The sequence below is a fragment of the Pseudomonas sp. OV546 genome, from assembly GCF_900116845.1.
Lineage (GTDB): Bacteria > Pseudomonadota > Gammaproteobacteria > Pseudomonadales > Pseudomonadaceae > Aquipseudomonas > Aquipseudomonas petroselini.
Genome location: NZ_FPCE01000013.1, coordinates 115,586 through 139,455 on the forward strand (window position 1 = coordinate 115,586; position 23,870 = coordinate 139,455).

26 protein-coding genes and 2 pseudogenes are annotated in these 23,870 nt (G+C 56.2%); 12 read left to right on the top strand and 16 right to left on the bottom strand.

Going from position 1 to position 23,870, the window contains the following annotated elements; genetic code table 11:
* Window positions 1–184: 184 nt before the first annotated feature.
* The 4 genes from BM403_RS25125 to BM403_RS25140 all read left to right on the top strand — a co-directional run bounded on the left by BM403_RS25125 (window position 185) and on the right by BM403_RS25140 (window position 2,328).
* Window positions 185–1,366, top strand: coding sequence for a hypothetical protein (locus BM403_RS25125; protein WP_093545547.1), 1,182 nt, complete (start codon window positions 185–187; stop codon window positions 1,364–1,366).
* Between the two features lie 181 nt (window positions 1,367–1,547).
* Window positions 1,548–1,826, top strand: coding sequence for a hypothetical protein (locus tag BM403_RS25130; RefSeq protein WP_017527421.1), 279 nt, complete (start codon window positions 1,548–1,550; stop codon window positions 1,824–1,826).
* The gene (locus BM403_RS25135) at window positions 1,826–2,080 is read left to right on the top strand and encodes a hypothetical protein (RefSeq protein ID WP_093545550.1); all 255 of its coding nucleotides are present in this window, start codon (window positions 1,826–1,828) and stop codon (window positions 2,078–2,080) included. Before BM403_RS25130 ends, BM403_RS25135 begins: the two co-directional genes overlap by 1 nt.
* Window positions 2,077–2,328 (top strand): hypothetical protein, encoded by a 252-nt coding sequence (locus BM403_RS25140; protein WP_093545553.1) that lies wholly within the window; start codon window positions 2,077–2,079, stop codon window positions 2,326–2,328. The genes BM403_RS25135 and BM403_RS25140 overlap by 4 nt, the downstream gene beginning before the upstream one ends.
* On the opposite strand, the pseudogene BM403_RS32275 reads toward BM403_RS25140, so the two are convergent.
* Window positions 2,312–2,437, bottom strand: a pseudogene (locus BM403_RS32275) (site-specific integrase); the annotation flags it as partial. The gene BM403_RS25140 and the pseudogene BM403_RS32275 overlap by 17 nt on opposite strands.
* A gap of 35 nt (window positions 2,438–2,472) precedes the next feature.
* Here BM403_RS32275 and BM403_RS25145 point away from each other — a divergent pair.
* Entirely contained in the window at window positions 2,473–2,880 is a 408-nt protein-coding gene (locus tag BM403_RS25145; RefSeq protein WP_093545556.1) for a recombinase family protein, read from the top strand.
* Window positions 2,881–3,456: 576 nt separating this feature from the next.
* On the opposite strand, the gene BM403_RS25155 is transcribed toward BM403_RS25145, so the two are convergent.
* From BM403_RS25155 to BM403_RS25170, 5 genes and pseudogenes are all read right to left on the bottom strand, one after another.
* Complete coding sequence (locus tag BM403_RS25155; RefSeq protein WP_093545607.1) at window positions 3,457–3,705, bottom strand: hypothetical protein; 249 nt, start codon at window positions 3,703–3,705, stop codon at window positions 3,457–3,459.
* 531 nt (window positions 3,706–4,236) lie between these two features.
* Window positions 4,237–5,562, bottom strand: a complete 1,326-nt coding sequence (locus BM403_RS25160; RefSeq protein WP_256577216.1) for a site-specific integrase — start codon at window positions 5,560–5,562, stop codon at window positions 4,237–4,239.
* Between the two features lie 18 nt (window positions 5,563–5,580).
* Window positions 5,581–5,634, bottom strand: a pseudogene (locus BM403_RS32655) (hypothetical protein); the annotation flags it as partial.
* Window positions 5,635–5,986: 352 nt separating this feature from the next.
* The gene (locus BM403_RS25165; protein ID WP_052308688.1) at window positions 5,987–7,483 is read right to left on the bottom strand and encodes a trypsin-like serine peptidase; all 1,497 of its coding nucleotides are present in this window, start codon (window positions 7,481–7,483) and stop codon (window positions 5,987–5,989) included.
* A 332-nt stretch (window positions 7,484–7,815) separates the two neighbouring features.
* A complete protein-coding gene (locus tag BM403_RS25170) occupies window positions 7,816–8,721 on the bottom strand; it encodes a LysR substrate-binding domain-containing protein (RefSeq protein WP_015885383.1) in 906 nt (301 codons plus the stop codon).
* An 89-nt stretch (window positions 8,722–8,810) separates the two neighbouring features.
* Between BM403_RS25170 and BM403_RS25175 the strand changes: the two genes are divergently transcribed.
* The 3 genes from BM403_RS25175 to choX all read left to right on the top strand — a co-directional run bounded on the left by BM403_RS25175 (window position 8,811) and on the right by choX (window position 11,755).
* Complete coding sequence (locus BM403_RS25175; RefSeq protein ID WP_043205756.1) at window positions 8,811–9,926, top strand: TauD/TfdA family dioxygenase; 1,116 nt, start codon at window positions 8,811–8,813, stop codon at window positions 9,924–9,926.
* 24 nt (window positions 9,927–9,950) lie between these two features.
* Window positions 9,951–10,559 (top strand): HD domain-containing protein, encoded by a 609-nt coding sequence (locus BM403_RS25180; RefSeq protein ID WP_043206319.1) that lies wholly within the window; start codon window positions 9,951–9,953, stop codon window positions 10,557–10,559.
* A gap of 260 nt (window positions 10,560–10,819) precedes the next feature.
* Window positions 10,820–11,755: a choline ABC transporter substrate-binding protein gene (gene choX / locus BM403_RS25185; RefSeq protein ID WP_015885380.1), complete on the top strand. Its 936-nt coding sequence runs from the start codon at window positions 10,820–10,822 to the stop codon at window positions 11,753–11,755.
* Window positions 11,756–11,865: 110 nt separating this feature from the next.
* On the opposite strand, the gene BM403_RS25190 is transcribed toward choX, so the two are convergent.
* Complete coding sequence (locus BM403_RS25190; RefSeq protein WP_015885379.1) at window positions 11,866–12,906, bottom strand: DMT family transporter; 1,041 nt, start codon at window positions 12,904–12,906, stop codon at window positions 11,866–11,868.
* Between the two features lie 235 nt (window positions 12,907–13,141).
* Between BM403_RS25190 and BM403_RS25195 the strand changes: the two genes are divergently transcribed.
* On the top strand, window positions 13,142–13,510 hold the full coding sequence (locus tag BM403_RS25195) for a hypothetical protein (protein ID WP_015885378.1): 369 nt from the start codon (window positions 13,142–13,144) through the stop codon (window positions 13,508–13,510).
* An 83-nt stretch (window positions 13,511–13,593) separates the two neighbouring features.
* On the opposite strand, the gene BM403_RS25200 is transcribed toward BM403_RS25195, so the two are convergent.
* Window positions 13,594–14,172 carry a DUF4337 domain-containing protein gene (locus tag BM403_RS25200; protein WP_015885377.1) on the bottom strand — a complete coding sequence of 193 codons (579 nt, stop codon included), beginning with the start codon at window positions 14,170–14,172 and terminating at the stop codon, window positions 13,594–13,596.
* Between the two features lie 54 nt (window positions 14,173–14,226).
* Window positions 14,227–14,592 carry a DUF2784 domain-containing protein gene (locus tag BM403_RS25205; protein WP_064052632.1) on the bottom strand — a complete coding sequence of 122 codons (366 nt, stop codon included), beginning with the start codon at window positions 14,590–14,592 and terminating at the stop codon, window positions 14,227–14,229.
* A gap of 107 nt (window positions 14,593–14,699) precedes the next feature.
* Between BM403_RS25205 and BM403_RS25210 the strand changes: the two genes are divergently transcribed.
* A complete protein-coding gene (locus BM403_RS25210) occupies window positions 14,700–15,389 on the top strand; it encodes an HAD-IA family hydrolase (protein WP_015885375.1) in 690 nt (229 codons plus the stop codon).
* A 72-nt stretch (window positions 15,390–15,461) separates the two neighbouring features.
* Here BM403_RS25210 and BM403_RS25215 read toward each other — a convergent pair whose 3' ends face one another.
* Complete coding sequence (locus BM403_RS25215; RefSeq protein ID WP_015885374.1) at window positions 15,462–16,208, bottom strand: 3-oxoacyl-ACP reductase family protein; 747 nt, start codon at window positions 16,206–16,208, stop codon at window positions 15,462–15,464.
* 125 nt (window positions 16,209–16,333) lie between these two features.
* Here BM403_RS25215 and BM403_RS25220 point away from each other — a divergent pair, with 125 nt between their 5' ends.
* Window positions 16,334–17,257: a LysR family transcriptional regulator gene (locus BM403_RS25220; protein WP_015885373.1), complete on the top strand. Its 924-nt coding sequence runs from the start codon at window positions 16,334–16,336 to the stop codon at window positions 17,255–17,257.
* Between the two features lie 37 nt (window positions 17,258–17,294).
* On the opposite strand, the gene BM403_RS25225 is transcribed toward BM403_RS25220, so the two are convergent.
* From BM403_RS25225 to BM403_RS25235, 3 genes are all read right to left on the bottom strand, one after another.
* Complete coding sequence (locus BM403_RS25225) at window positions 17,295–18,023, bottom strand: aspartate/glutamate racemase family protein (RefSeq protein WP_046035675.1); 729 nt, start codon at window positions 18,021–18,023, stop codon at window positions 17,295–17,297.
* Window positions 18,024–18,036: 13 nt separating this feature from the next.
* Entirely contained in the window at window positions 18,037–19,566 is a 1,530-nt protein-coding gene (locus BM403_RS25230) for an NCS1 family nucleobase:cation symporter-1 (RefSeq protein WP_064052850.1), read from the bottom strand.
* Between the two features lie 408 nt (window positions 19,567–19,974).
* Window positions 19,975–20,709, bottom strand: a complete 735-nt coding sequence (locus BM403_RS25235; protein ID WP_015885370.1) for a phosphoadenylyl-sulfate reductase — start codon at window positions 20,707–20,709, stop codon at window positions 19,975–19,977.
* A 151-nt stretch (window positions 20,710–20,860) separates the two neighbouring features.
* Here BM403_RS25235 and thrH point away from each other — a divergent pair, with 151 nt between their 5' ends.
* Window positions 20,861–21,478 (top strand): bifunctional phosphoserine phosphatase/homoserine phosphotransferase ThrH, encoded by a 618-nt coding sequence (thrH, locus tag BM403_RS25240; RefSeq protein ID WP_015885369.1) that lies wholly within the window; start codon window positions 20,861–20,863, stop codon window positions 21,476–21,478.
* A gap of 138 nt (window positions 21,479–21,616) precedes the next feature.
* Here thrH and BM403_RS25245 read toward each other — a convergent pair whose 3' ends face one another.
* The 3 genes from BM403_RS25245 to pabB all read right to left on the bottom strand — a co-directional run bounded on the left by BM403_RS25245 (window position 21,617) and on the right by pabB (window position 23,847).
* A complete protein-coding gene (locus BM403_RS25245; protein WP_043205753.1) occupies window positions 21,617–21,973 on the bottom strand; it encodes a helix-turn-helix domain-containing protein in 357 nt (118 codons plus the stop codon).
* Entirely contained in the window at window positions 21,973–22,275 is a 303-nt protein-coding gene (locus BM403_RS25250; RefSeq protein ID WP_093545562.1) for a type II toxin-antitoxin system HigB family toxin, read from the bottom strand. Before BM403_RS25250 ends, BM403_RS25245 begins: the two co-directional genes overlap by 1 nt.
* 225 nt (window positions 22,276–22,500) lie before the next feature.
* Window positions 22,501–23,847 (bottom strand): aminodeoxychorismate synthase component I, encoded by a 1,347-nt coding sequence (gene pabB, locus BM403_RS25255; protein ID WP_093545565.1) that lies wholly within the window; start codon window positions 23,845–23,847, stop codon window positions 22,501–22,503.
* Window positions 23,848–23,870: the final 23 nt, after the last annotated feature.

Sequence of the window (23,870 nt, forward strand, 5' to 3'; positions counted from 1 at the left end):
CCTGATTTTCCTAGAGAAAGTCGGGGGTTTGTGGTTTTTGGCGCCTGAAAAAAAGGCGTATGGGACCGGGATGGGACTGGCGCTCTATTTTGGTGCGAAAATAGAAAGTGGTGAATAGCGAACGGCAAACAACTTGGCCCATTTTGCCGAATAACTTGTAAAACGTCTCTCGCAAGGAAGTGATATGAATAGTCCAATACACATATGTCGTGAGAATCTCAACGTCATTTATGATCTGTTGCAGACGCTCATGAAGCAAATAGGCGAAAGCCCTCTGGCTAGAGAAGATCGCGACGCACTCACTAATTTTGAGATAAATTATAAGAATTTCATTGGCCGCACCTCTTCTTCGCCACCCGATATTGAAGCAGCGATTTCTAGTGCTAGTGGCTCAGCTATACATGCCAAACTCTTAGGTATGAGGATAAGTCAAAAGGAAAATTATAGTGATGAAGTGAAGACCACTGCCAAAATTTTGCAGGATAAGGCTTCCTATTTGCGAAGTATTATAGAAACTAGCGAAGAGTTTTCGTTGCCATACGTGTTTTCGGTAAATAAAAAACTTCAAACTGAATTGCCTATTGGTTTCGATTCTATCTCAGACTATGAGAAAAATATTATCGAGCTCCAAACAAAGCTTCGATCAGAAATCGAAACGTTTGAAAGGGATATTGCGAAGGGAGTAGAGGAAATCGAGGGCCTAAAGCGAAAAAGCTTTGAGAACTCGCAAAAGTCTCTAGACGAAGTATCAATACTTCGTCGTAATATTGAGGCTCTAAAAACTGAAATTTCTGATCTTCAAGAACACATACATAAGGAGGTTGGAAAAGCTGAGAAAATATCTGAAGAGGCGGAAGGGCGTAGTAAAGAGATTCACTCCCAAATTGACGGATTACTTGGGCTGACGGCATCAAAGGTTCTCCTGGTTGACTACGCAGAAACAGCTAAAGCTGAAAAAGAATCTGCCAATTCTTTGAGAGGCTGGTCATTAGTGTGCATGGCGCTTACTGGTTTAATTCTTTGCGTAGCACTCTATGAGTCTATTAATGGTGGGTTGGATTGGAAGCAATCGTTATTCAGATTTTTTACCGCGATTGCGCTATCAGTACCGGCTGCCTATCTTGCGCGAGAGTCTGCAAAACACAGAAGTCAAGAGCATATAAATAGAAGGATTTCTTTGGATTTAAGGGCGATGTCGCCTTATATTGCGACTTTACCTCCAGAGGAGCAAAATAAGATCAAGTCGGAGGTTGCGTCTAAGATTTTTGGTATGCAAGAAAGTGCTAGTGCTAGTTATGATAACTACCCGATAAATGTTCAAGAGTTAGCTAAGTTAATAATTGAGAAAATTCCTGCGCCGAAATAAAATAGTCTGAGTTTCTGCCGGTACAAATAACGCCGCTTATGTTCAAAAGGCCCCCACACTTGGCCCAGGTGCGGGGGCCTTTTTGTGTGCCGGCGGAAACCATAACCCCCTGGACTGGCATACCAACACCCCATAGAGTGGTTTCACGTAACTCCTGCCACTCACTCGAAAGGAATCATCTGTGTACGAGCCACTGAAGGACCCGGCCGCGATTGCCGCCGCCAATCTGTATTTTGACGATCTTATTGCTCTGGCCGACCCTGCAGCCGCGTTGCCACACCTGCGGCCCCAGGTAGAAGACTTTCGATTTGAAGCTCTGAATCACGCAGGCATGCTGCGCACGCAAAACCAGTTACGCGGCTTCCTATGGGGGCTGATGGTGGCCGGGGCTCTAACGGCCGAGCAAATGAGCGCCATGAGCCAGCGTCTGGACAGTGGCCGTGCAAATGGGTGGTTGTGATGAGCTTGCGTGATCGTAACGACGTGAACTATGCCGTCACTGCCGCCCTGGAGGAATGGACCCGTGACTGGGATCTGGGCACGACTTTTTTGAAGTGTCGAAACTGCGGCGCCAAGCAGACGTTCCACGGCGGCGGTGGTGGCCAACCCTTCCCGGCGCATAGGGATAAATGCCTGATCGGCAAGCGCGGTGAGCATTTCCCGCTGTACGAGCTGCGCGCCGCCCTGGATACGCTTAGTCCGATGACGCCGTGAACAGCCAAGCGATCCAGTCGGACACGCTGAAAGCTCTGGTCAGCCAACACGCTGTGCGGGAGGCCGTAGTGGGCCGCATTGCAGGCCACAACAGCAAGTGGATGCTGTCCATCCGCCTAGGCGGTCCGAACGCGCGCCTGGTGCCAGTGCGCTCGCGGCGTGAGCCGTTGCGCACCTGGTCAAGCTTGACCGCCGTGGGGCGTTTTGCCGAGGCCGTGGGCCTCACGGGTTTCAGTGTAGAACTGTGACCGGCGAAAGTTTTAATGCCAACTGCAGCATGCCCACCACATCTGGCCCGTCCTCATTGATCCACGTTCCGTGGTGCTGGCGGATCATGTTGCCATTGGTGTACCCCATCAGCGGCCAACACTGACCGCCCCGAACTACAGGCAATGCTTCGCCATGTTCGCAAGGGCGACGTTCTCCACGTCCACAGCATTGACCGGTTAGCCCGCTCACTGGAAGATCTGCTGGCCCTTGTAAAGGGATTGATCAGTAGGTGTGTGGCTGTCTCGTTCCATAAGGAACAACTTCACTTCACCGGCGAAGCCAACCCCATGCAGGAGCTAATGCTGGGTCTGCTGGGCAGTGTTGCTCCGTTCGAGCGTGCGTTGATTCGTGAGCGTCAGGCAGAGGGCATCGCCAAGGCAAAGGAGAAGGGTGTCTACAAGGGACGCGTTAAGTCTGTGGACGATGACGCTATCCGCAAGGCAATGGCAGAGGATGGGGCGAGCTTCCGCAAGGTGGCAAAGGCCCTTGGTGTCAGCTTGAGCACCGTTCAGCGTGCAATGAAAGGTTGAATGTAACGTCTCACAGAGCCCGCCCTGAGCGGGCTTCGTTGCATTCGATCCCAAGTGACAGCCCTCGGCTCGCTCAGCGGCACCCAGGGCCATACTTATTTTGGATTTACGAACCGTTTGCATTTGGCCTGTTGCAGGTTGTTTAGCAGCGCTCGCAAGTCGCTATGTCCTCTGTGGATTATTTTCCAGCTTGAAACCCCAATCGCTCATTGGGTTGCGATCTTGCTTGAGCGGCGGGGTAGGGTTGTGAGGTTTCGGGCGGACACTAGGCTATGAGGAAAAGAGCCCCTAGATCAGGGCTCTCTCCATAGCCTCACTTCAGTTGACTGGGCAGAGCTCTCACGTTGAAGGAGGCCCAGTCGGACACCTGTGACACGATAATTCCGTCATCGTTATCTATCAGCGTCCGGAAGTAGTCACGCAGGCCCACTGTACTAGTGTTATCGCGTTTAAAGCACCATAGCGATTCAAGGATGTGCACAGCGCCGAATGTCGCTAATGCGTCATACAGGGGCTTATAGTTGCGTTGCTTTCGTAGGTCGTATTCCAAGAAGTAGAGCGCCATATCTGTTCTCCTTATCGCAGCTTGTCAGATTGAGATAGGACTGACGCAGCGAGCGTCTTGGTGGTATCGCTATACTTCTCAGATTGCAGTACCTGCGACGCCTTCGTCTCCATTGCTTTCCCTGTCTCCTTTGCAGAAGAGGACTGGGACAGCGCAGACGCCGCCAAGCTTTTCGCAATGGCTGATGCGCTAGGATCGCGAAGGATTTCGGACGCAAGGGTGGCGACCTTCGGCGATGATTGCTTGGTGTTTTTGCTCATGATGGCAGTACCTATTTCAGTTGGGATTTGCCCGCCTGAAAAAGGCACCGTTGAGCAGTTTTCATAATCCATCATTTGACGATGGGGTACTCATTCGCTCTAATGCCGGTTCTCAGGTCGGGTTACAACAAACCGCTGGCTTGAGGGGCGAGTGATTACGTTCTGTCCGCAAAAACGAAGCGTGATCACCCGCTGTCTTCTTACCTGCCCATGTTAGGGCACGGCCAACGCTAACCCCTACATGTAGGGTTTTTTTTGCGTCTGGACACAAGATAGTGCGTTTTGCGGGGCTTAGCAACGCACTACCTGTGGATAACGCTGTACGTAAAATGTGTATGAAACGTGGAACGCCCTTGTAACCCGCATGGCTACTACATTCAGCCGTTTATCACCGAATAGTCTAAAATTTTCGTCAAAGGCTATTTTTTGACGGGAGGTGTATTTCTATCATGTTGGTGCCGTATTTCTGTCTTTTGTGCTGGGTATACATACAGCATGTCGCGAAGGAAATTGCGGCGCGTGACGTAGCTGCTAATGGCTTGGGATTGCGGATAGTTTCTTGATAGCTGCAAGCTTCTGGGCAGTGCTCGCACCCTTCGAATAGGTGTCATGGGTGACATTGCCCACTTCGTGACCTACCAGCTCTTTTGCCAGTGCATCCGGCACGTCCGCCCTGATCAGAGCAGTTACTACCGTGTGACGGAAGCTATGGAACACGTGGAGTCTGCTAAATCCAGCCGCTGTACGCAGTCTGCCAAACGCCTTTGATATGGCATGTGAGCGTTTTCCGTAGCGGCCGTGTGAGGTGGTAGGGATTAAGAAACCATCAGTACTCGCCTTGAACAAGCGGTCAATGGTCGATATCAAGCTAGGGTGAATCGGCACTACCCGTTTGCTGGCTCTACTTTTGCTTTTAGGAAAGACGAAGCACCGAACACCATCAGCTGTGATTACGCTTTCCTTCGATAGTCGGCAAAGCTCCTCAATTCGGGCGCCGGTATACCATCCCAGCGTAATGAGGTCGGCGAGTGGTTGATCCGCATTGTCCAGCGCCGCCTGAAGGAGTTTGTAGGCATCCTCGGGGGCGTAAATTTTTCTATCTTGGCCAGCTATTGCAGATCCGCCACCCTTTGGCAGTTCGTGGCCCGTGAATGGGTTTGCCTTATCTGCAAACTCCAAGCGCCATCCTGAATCATATTTCGTCGCCCACTTCCAAAACGAAGTGCCAGCCATGAGGTACTGGCCTAACGTTGCTGGCGCCCGATTCAAGGATTTCAACCAGCGGTCTACCGTGTCGAAGTTGAGGGGCAGTCCCTCTTCCTTCAGGTAGTTCGAAAGCCGGTCCATCTTGCCCACTTGTTGGTCCACGTGTTTCGGTGCACCTCCACGGCTATCACGGAATTCTCGATATGCCTTGAGTCTGGCGGGCGTGATGGGTGACTTTGGTTTGTGTGCCTTGGGATCCTTAAGCAATAGTTGAGCTTCTGCCAGCTCGGCTGGAGAAAGGTCGTGCATTGCACCAAACCTTCTAGCCAGCATGTCCAAGGCTATTTCGTTTGCCAACACGATGTTAGCCACTTTTCCGTCTATCCCTGGCATAGCGGAAATCCTTTCAGCCTCCTCCCGACGTGAATCCAGTTCTGGAATGCGGTTGAAGGAAGTGAAACTGCTTTTGAGCCTGGACGTAGCAAGGTTGGTTTGGTCTTCTTCACCGAGAACCACCGCCGTCTTCATTTCCCGTATTTTCTGGGCCAGGTCTTGGGCCGCTACTGTTACCGGCTCTTTCCAAGCATCACCCCGCGCTGCTCGTTTCCCTCTGGCCTGTGCAATCTGCGCCTTCCATTCGGCTAGCACCACCAAGCGGCGTTCCATGGCTTCGGAGCGTAGGCCGGTCTGTAGTGACCTAATGAGAACGGTCTTGCCGCCCATCGCGGCGCGAACATCAGCAGGTACAGCAAGTCTGCAATACCATGTGGATTAGCCGCGTTTCTGGATCAGGTTGTCGGCCATGGGGGCACGCTGAGAGAGGGGAGTAGTACAGCGAATTGTACTACTCGATTGTACTACTATCCAAGATGTAAGCCCCTAAATACGGGGTTTAAAGGCCCGTAGCTGCGGTTAATTCGAATCTCTCCTTCACCGCCACATTCTTGAAAAAATCCCGCGAGTTAACCACTCTGCGGGATTTTTTTTGCCCGCGATTTCGCAGCGTACCCCCGTCCGTCCCCCCGTTCGTGACAGGACTCGAGTCATCAAAAGTAGCTGAAAATAGCGTGCTGCCTCACCTGGCATGACGCTGCGAGCGAACCGTTGCGCCTTCGATCACGTCTGTGCGAATGGCCGATGGTTGCCCGGTGTTGTTGCGTGCATAGCTGCATAACGTGATCGGCAGCTCTGCCATTTCGAGGAAAATGCCGTCCAGGGACAGGGTGTAGCGTTCGTCGTCAATATCGCCGCAGGGGGTGCTGATCGCCGAGTTCACGCTGTAGTAGTAATGCCGGCTGAAACTGCTGTGCTGGTTTTCCCAGGTGATGTGGTAGCGGTGTTTGAGCTGCGGTGCCGGGGCTGGGTTGGTCAGGAATACCGAATGGGTGAATACATTGCGCAGCAGCGCTACGGTCAGCGGTTGCTCGGCCTTTTGCACGCCGAGTATGCACAGCACATGCGACCCCAGCACTGGGCCGATGGGCAGGTTGATGTAGGCCTCGTCAGAGGCGACAGCGATCTGGTAGCCATGCGTGCGTGCGCAATCGCTGATGTCATTCACGGCCTTGAATCGGTAGAACGGTTCCTGGATCGAGAACCTCAGGTTCCACGTCGGACGGATAACTTGGTCGGCGGCGTCACGTTGTAAATGCACATAGGGTTTCAGGTTCCACGGCTCGTCCAGCGTGATTTCAACGGCCTTGAGCTGGCAGTTCAGGGTGTCGTTACGGAAAACACCGTCTACAAAGCAGTAGTACAAGTCGTTGGCGGGATAGCTGTAGTTGAATTTCGCGGCTTCGCACGCCGAGTTGTTCTGGCAGCTGTTGAGAATGTCCCTCTGAATGGCAGACGCGACCTTGCTGATGATGCTGGTGATTTCATTGGTGTTCCGGTCCAGCATTGGGCTGCCGGAGCTGCCTGGGCGCAGACCATTGCAGCGGTTGCGCAAGGCGCTGGGGAACACGCCGGGATGTTCGGCAAAATTGTTGATGGTCGACTCCACGCAGGCACTCATGCGTAGTCCCTTTTTCAGAAAACCGGTCGGCGCTCCCACGTTGATCACTTCTCGATCTGTCGCCTGACGCTGAGATGCCAGCTTGAGTGGCATGATTGCGTTGGTCACCAGCACGGCCAGTGACGTATCCAGTTCGAGCACGGCCAAATCGGTACCCGCCATGCTGCTCCAGTGTGCTGTCTTGACGGCGTAGGTGACATGCCGTTCGGGCGTGTCATGAAAGTAATTGAAGGTGACATCGGCGGTGATCGCCTGACGCAGGCGCGCTGTACCGTAGCTGAAGAACACGCAGTGCCCGCTGGTCAGCACATAAGCCGGGCCGACGGCCTTGCCCCGGTGATCACGAGTGTCGAGCAGAACGGCATTGCAGGTCTGGCCTAAGGCGTTTTTCAGTGAGCCGATGCCGGTCCATTGCGGGTAACGGTGGTCTTTATTTTCAAGCGCCGCGGAAGGTGACTGTTCGGTAAGTCCCTCGGCCAGGTCTCTGGCGTGGCTGGGCCAGACAGTGCTGAGCAACAGGAAATACAGGAAAATGCGAGCGGTGCGAGTAAGTGACATGAGGAGCCTCGGCAAGGAAGTCATTGATTGGCTGAAACTATCCAATCAGGCCAAGGCAGGAGACATACATGGCTATTGATTAACGCGCTCGAGCTCTCGGTCAGCACGTGTAGGGTTTGGCGCTTGAGCCATACGAACGCCTCTCTGACCAGTAGTCCTAGGCAATTGTAGTGGTCCAATGAAACCGGACACCCATTTAGGCGAGAATGCTCGCCAGATAGACGAGTCTGGTCCCTGGCGGGATCGGCATCGAGTTAATCTAATACCTCGCCAGCACGATTTTCAGCAGCGGAAACGGATTTGGCGGACATTCAACGGCGCAGGCTTCTAGGTCAGCTTGCCGCAATCAGCCACTGAAGGACATCCCTCACCAGAAGTGTCTCGTGATAGTTCGATCTCACAATGTAACCCCGGTGAGGCCGGTCTACTGAAGGCCCGAGAGCGATCAATTTGCCCGCCTTGATCTGCTCTTCGATCAGCCCAGCCCAGCCCAAGGCGATACCTTGACCCTCCTGCGCAGCGGTCAGCAGCAACGGATAGTTATTGAAGCAAAAAACTGGCGCTTCCTCTGGCGGAGTGATCTTCGCGTGCAGGCACCAGTGATGCCAATCCAGCCATCGGGAGTCATCGCTGTCCTTATGAAGCAGCGGTAGATCCTCGATACTGCTTATTTTCGTACCTTCCATTAGCCCCAGTTTTTCAGCCAGGTCTGGACTGCATACTGGGAATACCGTCTCGGGGATCAGTAGCTTTTCAAATCGGAAGTCACCGTCGAGGGATCCAAACTGAATGGCGATATCGGCATCTTGAAGCATTGGATCATCGTCAAGGTTTACTGGGCGAATCTTGAATTGGATCTGGGGGAACTGGCCCTGGAGCGCAGGCAATTTTGGCATAAGCCAGAAATAGCAGAATCCAAAATTCGCAGCGATCGAGAGGGTAGGTTTCTGCTTGTTGAAATGGCGACGCATGCGCTTGACCGCGGCCTTAATTTCACTCACCGGGGATGCTAGGCCTGAATAAATCTGCTGACCCTCATAGGTGGGTCGCAACAGCTTACCGTTACGTTCGAAGAGTACACACCCAAGCGACTCCTCCAAGGTGCGAATCCGCTGAGAAATCGCCGGTTGAGTAGTGCCCAATTCAACAGCTGCGGCCGTCATCGAACCCAAGCGGATTGTGGCCTCAAAGGCGACCAAAGATTTAAGTGGCGGGAGGTCCTGTTCGCTCGGCTCCATAACGTTTATGCATACCTCTAATAAGGGGATTGCGGGTGTTTATCCCCTGAGCACGTAAGGATACTGAGACCACCTATTTGGAGGTTCTCATGGTACAGGTCACTTTTGAAATCAAGCAACAACCGGCATCCGTGATCGCACAGTTGCCAGGGGAAACCATTGTGCTAGCGCCTCTGTGGTTGCGGGAGCGCTGCCAGGACGCTGTCAGTCTTGATGTCACTACTCAGCAAAGACTGTTTAACCCGCATAACCTTCCTGACGGCATCACTCTGGTTGAAGCAGAAGCCAAAGGCGTAGATCAGGCATGGCTGTCATTCAGTGATGGTTATGCGGGGCTGTATGACCTCACGGAGTTTCGTGCCGACTTCGATCCGTTGGATGGCCTGCCAACGCCCATCAGTTGGAAGAGCAACATTGACACCCAACTCATCTACATCGACTTCAACCGACTGACCGACTTCGATTATCGATTGGAGGCATTCAGCAAGTTTTTGACCTATGGGGTTGTCGTTATCCAGAACGTGCCTACCGAAGCCGAGTCAGTTCTGGATGTAGGCAGAATCTTTGGCCAGGTGCGCGAAACCAATTTCGGCAAGTACTTCGAGGTGTACTCCCGGCCGAACTCCAATGACCTGGCTTATCGCTCAATTCACCTCGATCCTCATACCGATAACCCTTATCGCGATCCGATGCCTGGCATCCAGCTTTTGCACTGCCTGATCAACGAAACATCGGGGGGGCTCTCTACACTCGTTGACAGTCTCGCGGTCGCAGAGCAGCTTAAATTGGAAGATCCCGAAGGCTTCGAACTGCTGGCCAACGTGCCTGTGCGTTACCGCCACGTCGATAACGACGTTGAGCTGATTGAGCGGCGGCCAATCATCATGACCGACGCGCTGGGCCGAATGACAGGTGTCAGCTATAGCCCACGCCTCGACTATCTACCGTTGCTGAATGAACACGACATGGCCGTATTCCACCGTGCACGTCGTCGCATGGGCGAGCTCTTTGTGGATCCGGCATTTGAGCGACGTTTCAAGCTGGAGAAGGGCGAGCTGCAAATGTTCAATAACACACGTGTCCTCCATGGCCGGACGAGCTTTGATACCAATGAAGGTCGCCGTCATCTGCAAGGTTGCTACATGGATATGGATGGCCCCAAAGGCATCTACAAAGCCATGAAAAGAAGCTTGAAAGCTCAATAAGATTCGAAAGCCTGAGGACTGATGATGGAAACCGTAGCTTTTACCCAGATGAAAGACGGCACCAAAGCCGAATATGAAATGCTGACCCAGCTGGAAACTGATTTCGCAAAGGAGCTTCCTGACCGGCTCCTCAAATGCCTGCGGGATCTGGAACACTCTCTAAGCGGTTATAAGGTGAGCAGGCTCGCTCATTCGCTTCAGACCGCATGTAGAGCTGAGGACGCTGGTGCAGATGAGGAAATGGTGGTTGCAGCGCTGATCCATGACCTAGGCGACGAGCTCGCCCCCTACAACCACTCCCAGTATGCAGCATCCATCCTTCGCCCTTATGTTCGTCCAGAGGTGACCTGGGTCATCAATTATCACGGCCTTTTCCAGAACTACTACTACGTTCACTTCTTCGGCGGTGATCGGAATGAGCGGGATCTGTACAAGGATCACCCTTACTACGAGAGCTGTGTGCGCTTCTGTGAGGAATGGGACCAATCGTCCTTTGACCCCGATTACCCGACTCGCCCTTTGGAGCACTTCGAGCCTATGCTCCGGAGGATTTTCACTCGGCCAGCATTCGATCAAAAGTACGTTGGTGACCAGACTATGGGCCGCAGCGCGCTCGACCAACCTGTGGCCTAGGCATTTTACTTACGGTTCAAATTTGCGTAATAGCGGCAGCGTGCTGCCGCTATTAAGTGCATATCCAGGTGGACCCCCTCCCTACTGATCCATAAGAAAACCGCATGCTCCTCATAATAGAAACGCGGTTATGCCGTACTGGCGATTGGCCGATAATCGAAGCGGGAAAGGCGCAATTCATAAGCGTCAGCCACGTGCAAATTTGAGTCTGCCATCCAGATACGTCAAACAGAGTTAGTACAACTCTAGAGGGGAGTCGGATGAACAAGTTTTACAAAACCGTGATCGCATTAACCTTGGCATCTCAAAGCGTGTTGGTTATAGCTCAAGAACCCAGCAGTTGCCAAGTCATCAAGACGGCGAACGTGGGATGGCTCGATGGTATATCGACAAACGCATTGACTCAGGTGGTTGCCGAAGGCCTGGGCTATAAATTTGACGACAGCATGCTTTCACTTCCAATCGTTCTGAAGTCTCTTAGCGATGGCAAGCTGGATACGTTCATTAACTACTGGTCGCCATCTCAGGATCCTCTGATTACCCCCCTAAAGGACGCTTTGTCCGTTCTCCCGGCCCCTAACCTCACAGGTGCAAAATACACACTCGCAGTTCCAAAATTTCTGGCCGATGAGGGGTTGAAGGATTTCAAGGACATCGAGAAATTTAAAGTTCAGCTCGGAGGCCGCATTTACGGCATCCAGCCTGGTAGCGGCGGAAACACGTTGGTGCAGAAGATCATCAAGGACAACTCGTATGGTTTGAAGGATTTCAAACTGGTCGAGTCTGGTGAAGCAGGCATGATCCAAGAGGTAGGTCGCTCGATTCAACGCAAGAAGCCCATTGTGTTCCTGGCGTGGGCGCCTCACCCAATGAACGTGAACATGGACATCGTGTATCTAACGGGTGGTGATGATTCCTTCGGTCCCGATTTCGGCGCAGCAACGGTCAAAACCATCACATCCAAAGGCTATGCCGAGCGCTGCGGTAACGTTGGCAAGTTGTACAGCAATCTGAAATTCACGGTCGACATGGAGAGCAGCATCATGAACGCCCTCGACAAAAAGGAGCCCGCTTTGAGTGCAGCAAAAAAATGGCTGGCCGCTCATCCTGAGACTCTGGATAGCTGGCTGGCTGGTGTGACTACCGTCGACGGTAAAGACGCGAAAGCAGCAGTATTAGCAAACATCTCCAAGTAAAGAAAAGCCGCTTCAGTGAAGCGGCTTTTTTTATCGAAAATCCGCAGTTGGAGGCTCGCTGAGGGAGCCATATGTATCCAGTTGCCAATACGGGCGACTCTCTGTCGCCCTCAATGCCTATGCCGATGATGCACATCCGGAAAATGCGCATGGCTATGCCTCATCGCGCTATGCACATGCACATGACTATGCGGCTCCGCCGGATCCCATTCAAAGTGATGCTCATGCTGATGGTGTTCATCATGCACATGTCGGTGCCCGTGCTCCGTCGCCTCATGCAGATGTTCATGGGCATGCCGCTCCGTCAGGTGCAGCCAAACCCCCACGGCCATCAGCGCCGACGCAATCCAGAACGCGACGGTCACCGACTCCCCGAACGCCAGCAGGGCTACTACGGCGCCCAGGAACGGCGCCGTGGAGAAGTAGGCACCGGTGCGCGCACTGCCCAGCCCACGCAGCGCCAGCACAAACATGACCAGGCTGATGCCATACCCCAGAAACCCCACCAACAAGATAGGCGCCAACTGCGCCACAGCCGGTATCTGCGCGCCTAGATAAAGCGCCAGGCTGCAATTCACCACCCCGGCAATCAGCCCTTTGGCCCCTGCGATAAACAACGCGTCCGACGCTGAAACCTTGCGCGTCAGGTTGTTATCAATCCCCCAGCACAAGCATGCCACGGCCACTGCAAACGGGCCGGTCCAGTCGTGGGTGGCGCCGCCGCCGTCGGACCATGACAACACTAAACCGCCCATGACTATCGCGATCATCCCGAGGATTAGGCGGCGGTCTGCGTTTTCTCTAAACACCACCCAGGCGATAACGGCGGTCAACACCGATTCAAGGTTAAGCATCAGCGAGGCGGTTGCGCCGGCGGTGAGGGTCAGGCCGAACATCAAGGCCACGGGCCCGAGGATGCCGCCAAAGGTGATGGCGCCGATCAGCCAGGGCCATTCGGATGGGGTCAGACCGGTGGGTTTCCAGCCGCGATCGCGGATAAGGCGCACGCCGGCGAGACCTATGCCGCTGCCCAGATAGAGCAGGCCGGCGAGCAGTACGGGCGAGAGACCCAGCCCGAAACTTTTGGCGAGCGGGATGCTGGCGCCGAACAGGGCGGCGGCCGCGAGGGCATACAGAATGCTAAGGTTCATGGGCCGTCCTCGAGTGTTCAGCCCATGATACGTCGCTTGCTCAGGTTAAATCCCGTGGGATTTACTGCGCGGTTTTCAGCTTGATCACATCACCCGAAATCTTGGCGGTATAGCCACTCCAATACCCGCAATCCCAGAATGGAAAGTAATGGCAAAGGGCTCATAAACGCTGGTGGTGAATTCCAGGACTTGCTAAGGTCGCCGCCTTTCCAATACGCCATTCAGAGGGATCTAAATGCACCCGGTACTTCGCAAGACATTCGGCGGGCTTTCTGCCCAGTACTACATTCGCAATTTTCTGTTCGGGCTGATTTTCCCCGTACTGATCTACACCGCGCTGACCCATTCGAAAACCGGTGTGTTCACACTCGGCGCGTTGGCCTATTGCGTCGTCAACAGCGTGCTCTACCCCTACGCGCGTTTCGTTTACGAAAGCATCATGGATTACATTTTTGGCAACAACGTGTTCTTCGTGAACGCGATTCTGATGCTGACCGTCAAGGTGTTCACCATGGCGATCTGCTGGACCATGGCGGTTTTCATTGCGCCTATTGGGCTGGCTTATCTGTACTTCCACCACAGCCGTGCGGTGGATCAGGCCTGATTCGATGCCACACCCTGCATAGACTGTGGCGAGGGGGCTTGCTCCCTCGCCACGGGTACATCGGTTGCCCGTAACTGATGGGGTCAGATATGCAGCCAGGCCAAACTACCCAACACCACCGCCACACCCGCCGCCGCATACGACATCCGCTTCAACCATTCCCGCCGGGTCAACAACGTAATCGCCGCCAATGAAATTGCGATCTGGATCGCCGTCATCGCCTGGGCCCAGCGATGATGCTGGTGCAACGCCTGCTCCGACTTCTCATCCCATTCCTTCGACGTGGCTTCAAGTTTTTCGGCCTGCTTGCGCACGTCTTCCTTCTGGCTCTTGTAACGCTCGATCTCATCCTTGTAATGCGCCGCGTCCACACCGGGAATATGGGTGGCCAGTTCCGCAAGATTCTGCCGGCTGGATTTGGCCTGGTAGTAATTCCACTGGTTGGCGGCTTCGGTCTTGATGATGGCGGCGTTGTTTTTGTCCATCGCCGCCTCGCTTTCGGTAGAGCCGGCCTGGTAGCTGAGCATCGCGCCGAGGGTGGCCATCAGGGCGGTCATCACGGCGATGCGGCTGGCGAAATTGTCGCCACGGCCGTGGGCATGTTCGGTGGTGTGTTCGATGTGTTTTTCGTGGGGGCTGGGGACTTCGAAGGCTTCGGACATGGGGGCGTCTGTGAAGGGACTGAGGGACTCTGATTCTTCACCAGTGAAGCTGTCTCAAGCCTGTCCGTAACGCCGGATCAACCGCCCATACACCAGAATGTTGATCGCCAGCACCAATGCGCCCAAGCCCAACTGGATCTGCGGGGTCAGCCCTGCGGGGTAGATCAGGGTCAGGAGGTAGTGCTCGATAAACCCGCCGCCATAGCCGTCTTGCCCGGCAAGATGGCGAAACAGGTTTTCCCATCGAGTGAGCGGGCAGGGCAGGTGAAACACTTCAACGGCAATCCCCCAGGCCACAGCGGGCAGGTGCAGCCAGAGGACAGGCCGCCACTTGAGGGCAAGCAGGCCTCCAAACAGCACAAACAGGATGAACGTGAGGTGAAACAGCACCAGGCTGTCGGCAGCTAGACGGTAGAGCATTACGCACACTTCAAAAGGGGAGGTCCATAGTCTAAAGGGTTGCTTGCGTGCAAGCGTGGCCGTTATTGTGCTGAATCCTTTTAGTCTTCCCCCAAGGTTCTGTTGCGATGAATGCACCGCGTACCGCAGTCGGTCCGATCAAGGCCGTGATTTTCGATATGGACGGGTTGTTGCTGGATACCGAAGGCATCTACACCGAAGTCACGCAGATCATCGCCGAACGCTACGGCCGTACCTATGACTGGGGCATCAAGCAGCACATCATCGGGCGCGGCGCCCAGGACCTGGCGGACTACGTCGTGAAGGCGCTGGATCTGCCGATCACACCGGCCGAGTTCCTGGAGATCCGTGAACCACTGATGAGCGAACGCTTCCCCAAGGCCTTGGGCATGCCCGGCGCCGAAGCATTGGTGCGTCACTTGAAGGCGCACAATATTCCGATCGCCGTGGGTACCAGTTCGTCGCGCAATTCGTTTGGCCACAAGACCACGTTGCACCGTGAATGGTTTGGACTGTTCGGGACCATCGTCACCGCCGACGACCCGGAAGTCGGTGCTGCCAAACCTGCGCCGGACATCTTCCTCACCGCCGCCCGCCGCCTGGGCGTTGCACCCGAGGATTGCCTGGTGTTCGAAGACTCCCCGTTTGGGGTCACCGCCGCGAAAGCAGCCCACATGACCGCCATCGCCGTGCCGGATGAGGCCATGGCCGACAGCAAGTACCAGCACGCTGACCAGATCATCCGCAAGCTCGCGGATTTTGATTTGGCGGCTTACGGCCTGCCACCTTTCCCCTGAATAAAACACGCTCAAAAAGGTGGGAGGGGGCAAGCCCCCTCCCACCTTTGATTTTGCAGTGTTGCGGAAAGCCTAGGCGCTGAAGCCACCATCAATGGTCAGGCTTGCACCGGTGATGTAACCGGCTTCCGGCCCAGCCAGGTAAGCCACGAAGCTGGCAATCTCTTCCACGTGTCCATACCGACCCACGGCCATCAACCCGATCAGGCTCTCGGCAAAATCACTGTTCGCCGGGTTCATGTCGGTATCCACCGGCCCAGGCTGCACGTTATTGATGGTGATTCCGCGAGGCCCCAAATCCCGCGCCAACCCCTTGGTCAACCCGACCAGCGCTGCCTTGCTCATCGCATACGGGCCGCCGCCGCCAAACGGCATGCGTTCGGCGTTGGTGCTGCCGATGTTGATCACGCGGCCACCTTCACCCATGTGCTTGGCCGCTTCCTGGGTCGCGATAAACACACTGCGTACGTTGATCGCCAAGGTCTGGTCAAAGTCTTCCAGCTTGAAATCTTCCAGCGGGGCGATGGCCAGCACCCCTGCGTTGTTGACCAAGATATCGATGCGTCCAAAGGCTTCAACGGTGGCGTTGACCGCATTGCGAATCGCGGCCGCATCAGCGCTGTCGGCCTGAATCGCCAAGGCTTTGCCGCCTTCGCTGATCACGCTGTTCTGCAATGCGTCGGCCTTGGCGGCGGAGCTCACATAGGTAAAGGCAACCGCTGCGCCTTGTGCTGCGAGGCGCTTGACGATGGCGGCACCGATGCCGCGCGAACCGCCTTGAATCAAGGCGACTTTGCCGCTGAGGTTCTGTGTGGTCATGTCGATCTCCTAACTGTTCAAGGCGGGATGCCTTGCTGATGGAGCCGAGTATCGACCTGGGCAGTGCCTACCGGTAGACCGTGATTGCTATAGTCTGTGTAAACCAAAAGTTGAGAGTGGGTGACATGGAAAGCTTTGGCAGTATCGAATGCTTCGTGCGCAGCGCCGAAGGTGGCAGCTTTGCCGAGGCCGCCCGGCACCTGAGTCTCACACCGGCAGCCGTCGGCAAAAGTGTCGCCAAGCTGGAAGCGCGCCTGGGTGTGCGCCTGTTCCAGCGCAGCACCCGACGACTGGCCCTTACCGAAGCCGGCAAACTGTTTCTCGACGAAGTCAGCGGCAGCCTTACCACCATCCAGAACGCCGTCGCCAACCTGGCCAGCGCCGAAGGGCGGCCGGTGGGTACGCTCAAGGTCAGCATGGGCACGGTGTTCGGTAATCGGTATGTGGTGCCACTGTTGGGGGCGTTCATGCAGCGCTTTCCGGATATCAGCCCGGACTGGCATTTCGATAATCGCCAGGTCGACCTGATCGGCCAGGGCTTTGACGCGGCCATTGGCGGTGGCTTCGAGCTGCCTCAGGGCGTGGTGGCGCGTAAGTTGACGCCGGCGCATCGGGTGTTGGTTGCCTCAAAGGACTACCTGGTGCAGCGCGCGCCGGTACTGACCCCCGAAGATCTGGCGCGGTGCGCGGGTATTCTGATTCGCTCTCCCCAAACCGGCCGCATACGTTCCTGGCAATTGACCAGTATCGAGCGTGAACACCGCCCGCTGGTGCTCAAACCGAGCATGACCATGAGCGACTCCGAAGCCGCCTGCTGTGCCAGCGCCCAGGGCCTGGGCATCGCGTTGGTGAGCATGCCCATGGCGGTGCCGTTCCTCGACAGTGGCGCGGTGGTGCGGGTGTTGCCCGACTGGTACGTCGACGACGGCAATATCTCCATTTATTACGCCGAACACAAACTGCTGCCCGGCAAGACCCGGGCGTTTGTGGATTTCATCATCGAGCAGTTTGCCGAAGCGAAGCTGGGCCAAAGGTTCAGCGCGATCTAAATGTGGGAGGGAGCCAGCCCCTTCCCACAGTTGACCTTCAGCGACCGAACTTACCCGGCCAGCCAACCACTTTCTTTGCCCTTGGCGTCGCGTAAGTCCTGATCTTCGACGTCGACAACCCCAACCGCACCAGCGATTCGGCAATGGTCACCGCTGCGGTTACACCGTCCACCACCGGGACGCCGGTGCGCTGGCGAATCTGCTCATCCAGCCCGGCCATGCCGCCGCAGCCCAGGCAGATCACCTCGGCCTTGTCTTCGCTGATGGCCAGTTCCGCCTGGCGCACGATGGCTTCCATCGCGGCCAGTGGGTCTTGTTCCAGCGCCAGCACGGCCATCCCACTGGCACGCACCGAGGCGCAGCGTTGGTACAGGCCGGCCAATCTCAAGCGGTCTTCGATCAGTGGCACGGTGCGGTCCAGGGTGGTCACCACCGAATAGGCGTGCCCCAGGAACATTGCCGTGCTGGCGGCCGCTTCGGTGATGTCGACCACCGGCACGTTCAACAACTCCTGCAGGCCTTCGCGGCCATGTTCACCGTAGCCGGCCTGGATCACCGCGTCGAACGGTTGGTCGTAAGCCATGACCCGGTCCATCACCGCAATGGCCGCCAGGTAGCTTTCAAAATTGCCCTCCACTGACTCCGCGCCGAAGTAAGGCGTGAGCCCGACAATCTCGGTGCCCGGCGCGGCCACCGCCCGTGCCTGCTGGGCGATGGTTTCAGTAATGGATTCGGTGGTGTTGACGTTGACCACGAGGATGCGCATGTAAGGTCCTTGATTAATGACTGACGTTATCGACTGCAATGCTTTCGCCGCTGACATCGGCGTAGAACGGCTGGCGCTTGGCAATCAGCAAGTACAGCAGCCCTGCAATACCGGCGCCAAACATCCAGGAAAACGGTGAGACGCTGGCGAAACCGGGCAGCAGGGCCAGGAGAATGGCGATCACGGCTGCGGGAATGAACGCCGCCACCGCCCGCAGATTGACGCCACGGCTGTAGTAATAAACGCCGTTCGGGTCTTCGCTATACAGCTGCGGTACGTCGACCTGGCTTTTACGGATCAGCCAGTAATCGACCATGATCACCCCGTACAACGGCCCCAGCAGTGCGCCCAGGCCGGAGAGGAAATACACGATCACCAGCGGGCTGTTATAGAGATTCCACGGCAGGATCAGCACCGCCACGGTGGCGCTGATCAGCCCGGCACGCCGGAAGTTCAGGTACTTGGGCGCCAGGTTGCTCAGCACGAAGGCCGGCGCGACGAAGTTGGCCATGATGTTCACTGCCACGGTGACAATCAGGAAGGCCAGGCAGCCCAGCACAAGGAAGAACGTATTGGGGATGGCGGCGATGATTTCGGTGGGGCTTTCGATCACCCGGCCATTGAGTTGGAATTGGCCACCGCACAGCAACACGGTAATTGCGGCGAACACCAGGATATTCACTGGCAGGCCCCAGAAATTGCCGACCTTGATGGTCTTGCGGCATGGGGAGGAGCGGGCGAAGTCGCAGAAGTTGAGGATCAACGTGCCGTAGATCGCCAGCCACAGCGCGCCACCGGCGAAGATATTGCGCCACATCTCACCACCGGTCAGCGGCTCGCGGACCGACCAGGCAATATGGCCGCCGGCCTGGAAGTACATCCAGCCGGCCAGTGCGGCCACGGTCAGCAGGATCACCGGCCCGGCGAAGCCTTCATAGCGGCGCACCATTTCCATGCCGTAGGCCAGGATCACCAATTGCACAAACCAGATCGCCACAAAACACACCCAGCCCAGGGTTGATAAGCCCAGGATCGAGTTGTGGTCGTAATCGGCGAAGCCCGGGTGAATGGCGCTCAGCAACACGCGCAACACCACCGAAGCCAGGTAGGTCTGGATACCGAACCAGGCGATCGCAATCACTGCGCGGATCAGCGCCGGTATCTGCGCGCCATGGATGCCGAAGCTGATACGGCTGATCACCGGAAACGGCACGCCGGTCTTCTGCCCCATGTAGCCCGACAGGTTCATGAAGAAGTACACCAGCGCCGCCCCGATCCCCAGTGACAGCAAGATCTGCCAGCCGCCCAGGCCCAACGCATACAAGCCGATGGCGAACGAGTAGTTGGCGATGTTGTGCACATCATTGGTCCACAGCGCGAAGATGCTGTAACGCCCCCATCGCCGGCCTTCGACCTTGGTCGGCGCCAGGTCCTTGTTGTGCAGGCGCGGGCTCAGCACCAAGGGACCGGGAACCATGGCTTCGGGATTCAGGGAAGAGGAGGGCAGATCCAGTGCGATAGTGTTCGAGAGGCTTGTACGCATTCCGGCAGGCTCCAGCACATCGGCAGCCGGGCCGCGGATGGCAAAGTGTATGTAGATTTTGTATTTATTGTATACAAAGCGCATTTCACCTTAAGCCACATGCGTGCCAGTTTTCGATCTATGAAAACTGCGGGTCATTTCGTTTTTGCAGTCAGTGAAAATAACTTACTGAATTGAAAGCGATATAAATTGACCGTTTGAACAGCTATTTATTTTTCTGTCGAAAAGGAACATAGAAGAGCGCAAAAAATGCGTGGGGAAAGGTGTTACATAACGGTGCGGGTTTAGATGGATTACACACATAAATGGCACCGATGGTTACATCTGTGTGTACATCTTTGGTGGCAAACACAAACAAGATGTGGGAGGGGGCAAGCTCCCTCCCACATTTTCTTGCCGCGCCAGTGCTTACGCCTTGCTGATGATATTCCCCGCGTGCAGCCCGCATTCCTTCTGCGTGGCTTCCTCCCACCACCAGCGGCCTTCACGCTCATGCTGGTTCGGCAACACCGGACGGGTGCAGGGCTCACAGCCGATGCTGATAAAACCGCGCTCGTGCAGGCTGTTGTACGGCAACTCCAACATGCGGATGTAACCCCAGACTTCCTCACTGGTCATCTGCGCCAGTGGGTTGAATTTGTACAGGGTACGTTCCGGCGTGGAGAAGGCCGTGTCGATTTCAAGCGCTGCCACCTGGCTGCGGGTGCCGGGGCTCTGGTCGCGACGCTGGCCGGTGGCCCAGGCATTCACGCCTGCGAGTTTACGGCGCAGCGGCTCGATCTTGCGCACGCCACAGCATTCGCCATGGCCGTCCTTGTAGAAGCTGAACAGGCCTTTCTCTTTGACAAAGGGTTCCAGCTTGCTCTGGTCCGGCGAAATCAGCTCGATGTCGATCTTGTAGAAGTCGCGCACCTGCTCGATAAACCGGTAGGTTTCCGGGTGCAGGCGGCCGGTGTCGAGGCTGAACACCTTGACGTTCTTGTTCAGCTTCCAGGCCATGTCGACCAGCACCACGTCCTCGGCGCCGCTGAAGGAAATCCACAGGTCATCACCGAACTGGCTGAACGCCAGTTTGAGAATGTCCTGGGCGGATTTGTTGGCGTAAGTCGCGGCGAGTTCAGCGACGTCGAAGGTTTGGTTCATCAGGACGGTTCCTACAGGTCAGTGGCGCTGAGCGCTCTATAGGGAAGCGATGGTATCAAAATACGCTCTGCGTTGCGGCGACGAGCTTGAATCGCTAGAGTTCGGCAGTCCTTTTGCTCGCTCAATCAACAACATCAAAATGGAGTGTCTTGTGGAAATTGCCTGTCTCGACCTGGAAGGGGTGCTGGTTCCGGAAATCTGGATCGCCTTCGCCGAAAAAACCGGTATTGAATCCCTGCGGGCTACCACCCGGGACATTCCCGACTACGACGTATTGATGAAGCAACGCCTGCGCATCCTCGATGAACACGGCCTCAAGCTCGCCGACATCCAGGAAGTGATCGCCACCCTCAAGCCGCTGGACGGTGCGATCGAGTTCGTCAACTGGCTGCGCGAGCGCTTCCAGGTGGTGATCCTGTCAGACACCTTCTACGAATTCTCCCAGCCGCTGATGCGCCAGCTTGGCTTCCCGACCTTGCTCTGCCACCGCCTCATCACCGACGAAAACGACCGCGTGGTGAGCTACCAGTTGCGCCAGAAAGACCCCAAGCGTCAATCGGTACTGGCCTTCAAGACGCTGTACTACCGCGTGATCGCCGCCGGCGACTCCTACAACGACACCACCATGCTGGGCGAAGCCGATCGGGGGATCCTGTTCCATGCACCGGAGAATGTGATTCGTGAATTCCCGCAGTTTCCGGCGGTGCATACGTTTGAGGCGTTGAAGAAAGAATTTATCAAGGCGTCGAATCGGCCGTTGAGCCTGTAGGTTATTCGGCGTTGCTGATGGCCTCTTCGCGAGCAAGCCGGCTCCCACATTCGACCGCATTCCACGGGATGTACGCGTACCCATGTGGGAGCGGGCTTGCTCGCGAAGGGGCCAGTACAGCCAGCGTATATTTCCCCGTTAAACCCCTGCAAGCAACCGCTCATAAGGAATGCTCAAGCCTTCATGCAGGCGCTTGATCATCGACAGGCTCAGCTTGCGTTTGTGGTTCAACACCTCCGACACCCGCCCACTGGTGCCGATAAATGGCTCCAGATCGCGGGCGGTCATACCCAGTTGCTCCATCCTGAACTTGATGGCCTCCACTGGATCCGAAGGTGGCATCGGAAAATGCTCTGCCTCGTACTTCTCAATGAGCACTGCAAGAACTTCCAGCTCGTCCCCTTCGGGTGAGCCCATTTCCGCTCCCCAGAGCTGCTCCACCCGTGCGAGCGCAGCGGTCAGGTCTTCCTGGGAATGTATAGGTTTGATGTTCATCACACGGTCTCCGCGTTGATCTGATCGTACTGCGCGTGAGTCCCTACGAAACGTACGAACCCAAGCTGTCGCTGATAGTCGATCGCCATGATTACTCGATACTTGTTGCCGCCGACGTTGAATGCAACCCTGCCACTTTTAAGGATGCTTGCCGTTCTAAGTTCCGCTTTGAGCGCTTGTGGTGTTGGGTAAGTCGCTTTTTCCATATGGCGGTACAGCTCGACCAGCGGTGTTTTGGCGTCGGAATAGGCTGAGTGGCTTTCCCAAAACAGTCTTAGGGTAGAGAGAGCGATTATTCGCATCGCTGCAACCTCCCAATTTGGGAGATGGTAGGTGCGGTTTGGGTGAGATGCAATCTCGGAAATAATTTCTGACAGGTAAGCGGTCGTTTCATGTGATCCCTCACAGACGGCCATTGGGCGTTCGGGCTGGACGCTATCTTCCAGCTCAAACGCCGTCCATAGACGTTCTGATTCAGGTTCTTTCCAGTCGAGCGGCTCTGCACCCGAGAGCCAGGAGGGGCGTGGCTAAGGCAGGTTTTCCAACGTGTGTAACAACACCCGTACCTTCGTCAGCGACTCTTGATACTCCGACTCCCACTGCGAATCCGCCACAATCCCACCGCCGCCCCAGCAGCACACCTGCCCATCCTTGACCAGCAAGCTGCGGATGGCGATGGAACTGTCCATTTCGCCGCGCACGTCCAGGTACAGCAGCGAGCCGCAGTACAAGCCGCGCCGGGTTGGCTCCAGTTCGTCGATGATCTGCATCGCGCGAATCTTCGGCGCGCCGGTGATGGAGCCGCCGGGAAAGCTGCCGGCGATCAGGTCGAGGGCGTCTTTGTCGTCGGCCAGTGTGCCGATGACGCTGCTGACCAAGTGATGCACATTGGGGTAGCTCTCCAGGCTGAACAGCTCCGGCACGCTCACGGAGCCGGTGCGGCAGGTGCGGCCGAGATCGTTGCGCAGCAGGTCGACGATCATCAGGTTTTCGGCGCGGTCCTTGGGGCTGGCCAGCAGTTCGGCGGCGTTGGCGGCGTCTTTTTCGGGCGTCTCACCCCGTGGGCGAGTGCCTTTGATCGGGCGGGTTTCGACTTGGCGTTCGGTGATGCGCACGAAACGCTCCGGCGACAGGCTCAGCACCGCGCCGTCGTCCGGCAGGCTCTGGAACCCGGAGAACGGCGTCGGGCAGGCTTCGCGCAGGGCGCAATAAGCCACCCACGGATCGCCGCTGCACGGTGCTCGAAAACGCTGGGCGAAGTTGACCTGATAGCAATCGCCGGCCTGAATGTAGTCCTGGATACGCACGATGGCTTGCCGGTAAGCCTCGGCGGTGAGGTCCGGCGCCATGCTGCCCTGAAGTGTGAAGGTGGCCGAGGTGTCGACAACATCCTGGCTGAACAAAGCGATCAAGCGGTGTCGCTCGCTGTCGGCCAGCGCGGGATGAAAGACCAACTGGCTGGTCTGCGCCTGGTGATCACTGATCAATGCCCAGGCATACAGCCCGAAGCGCGCATCCGGCAGGTGCAGATCGTCTGCGGCCAGGTGCGGCATTTGTTCCAGGTGGCGGCCGAAATCGTAGCTCAGGTAACCGATCAGGCCACCGGCAAACGGCAGCGTAAAACCGGTCGGCAAGTCCGCTTTCCCCAACTGGGTCAGGTTTTCCCGCAAGCGTTGCAGGAAATCACTACCGCTTTCGTCAGGCGATACCGTCAACGTCGCCTGCGGCCAGGCGCTCAGCAGGTCATACCGCCCGCGTTCGGCCGCGGGTCGGCCACTGTCCAACAGCACGGCACCAGGCGCATGGCGAATCGCCGCAAAAAACTCGGCGGGGTTGGCCCGGTAGGGGAGTGAGTGTACGGAGCAGGTCGACATGCGAGGCGAATCAGCTATGAGCA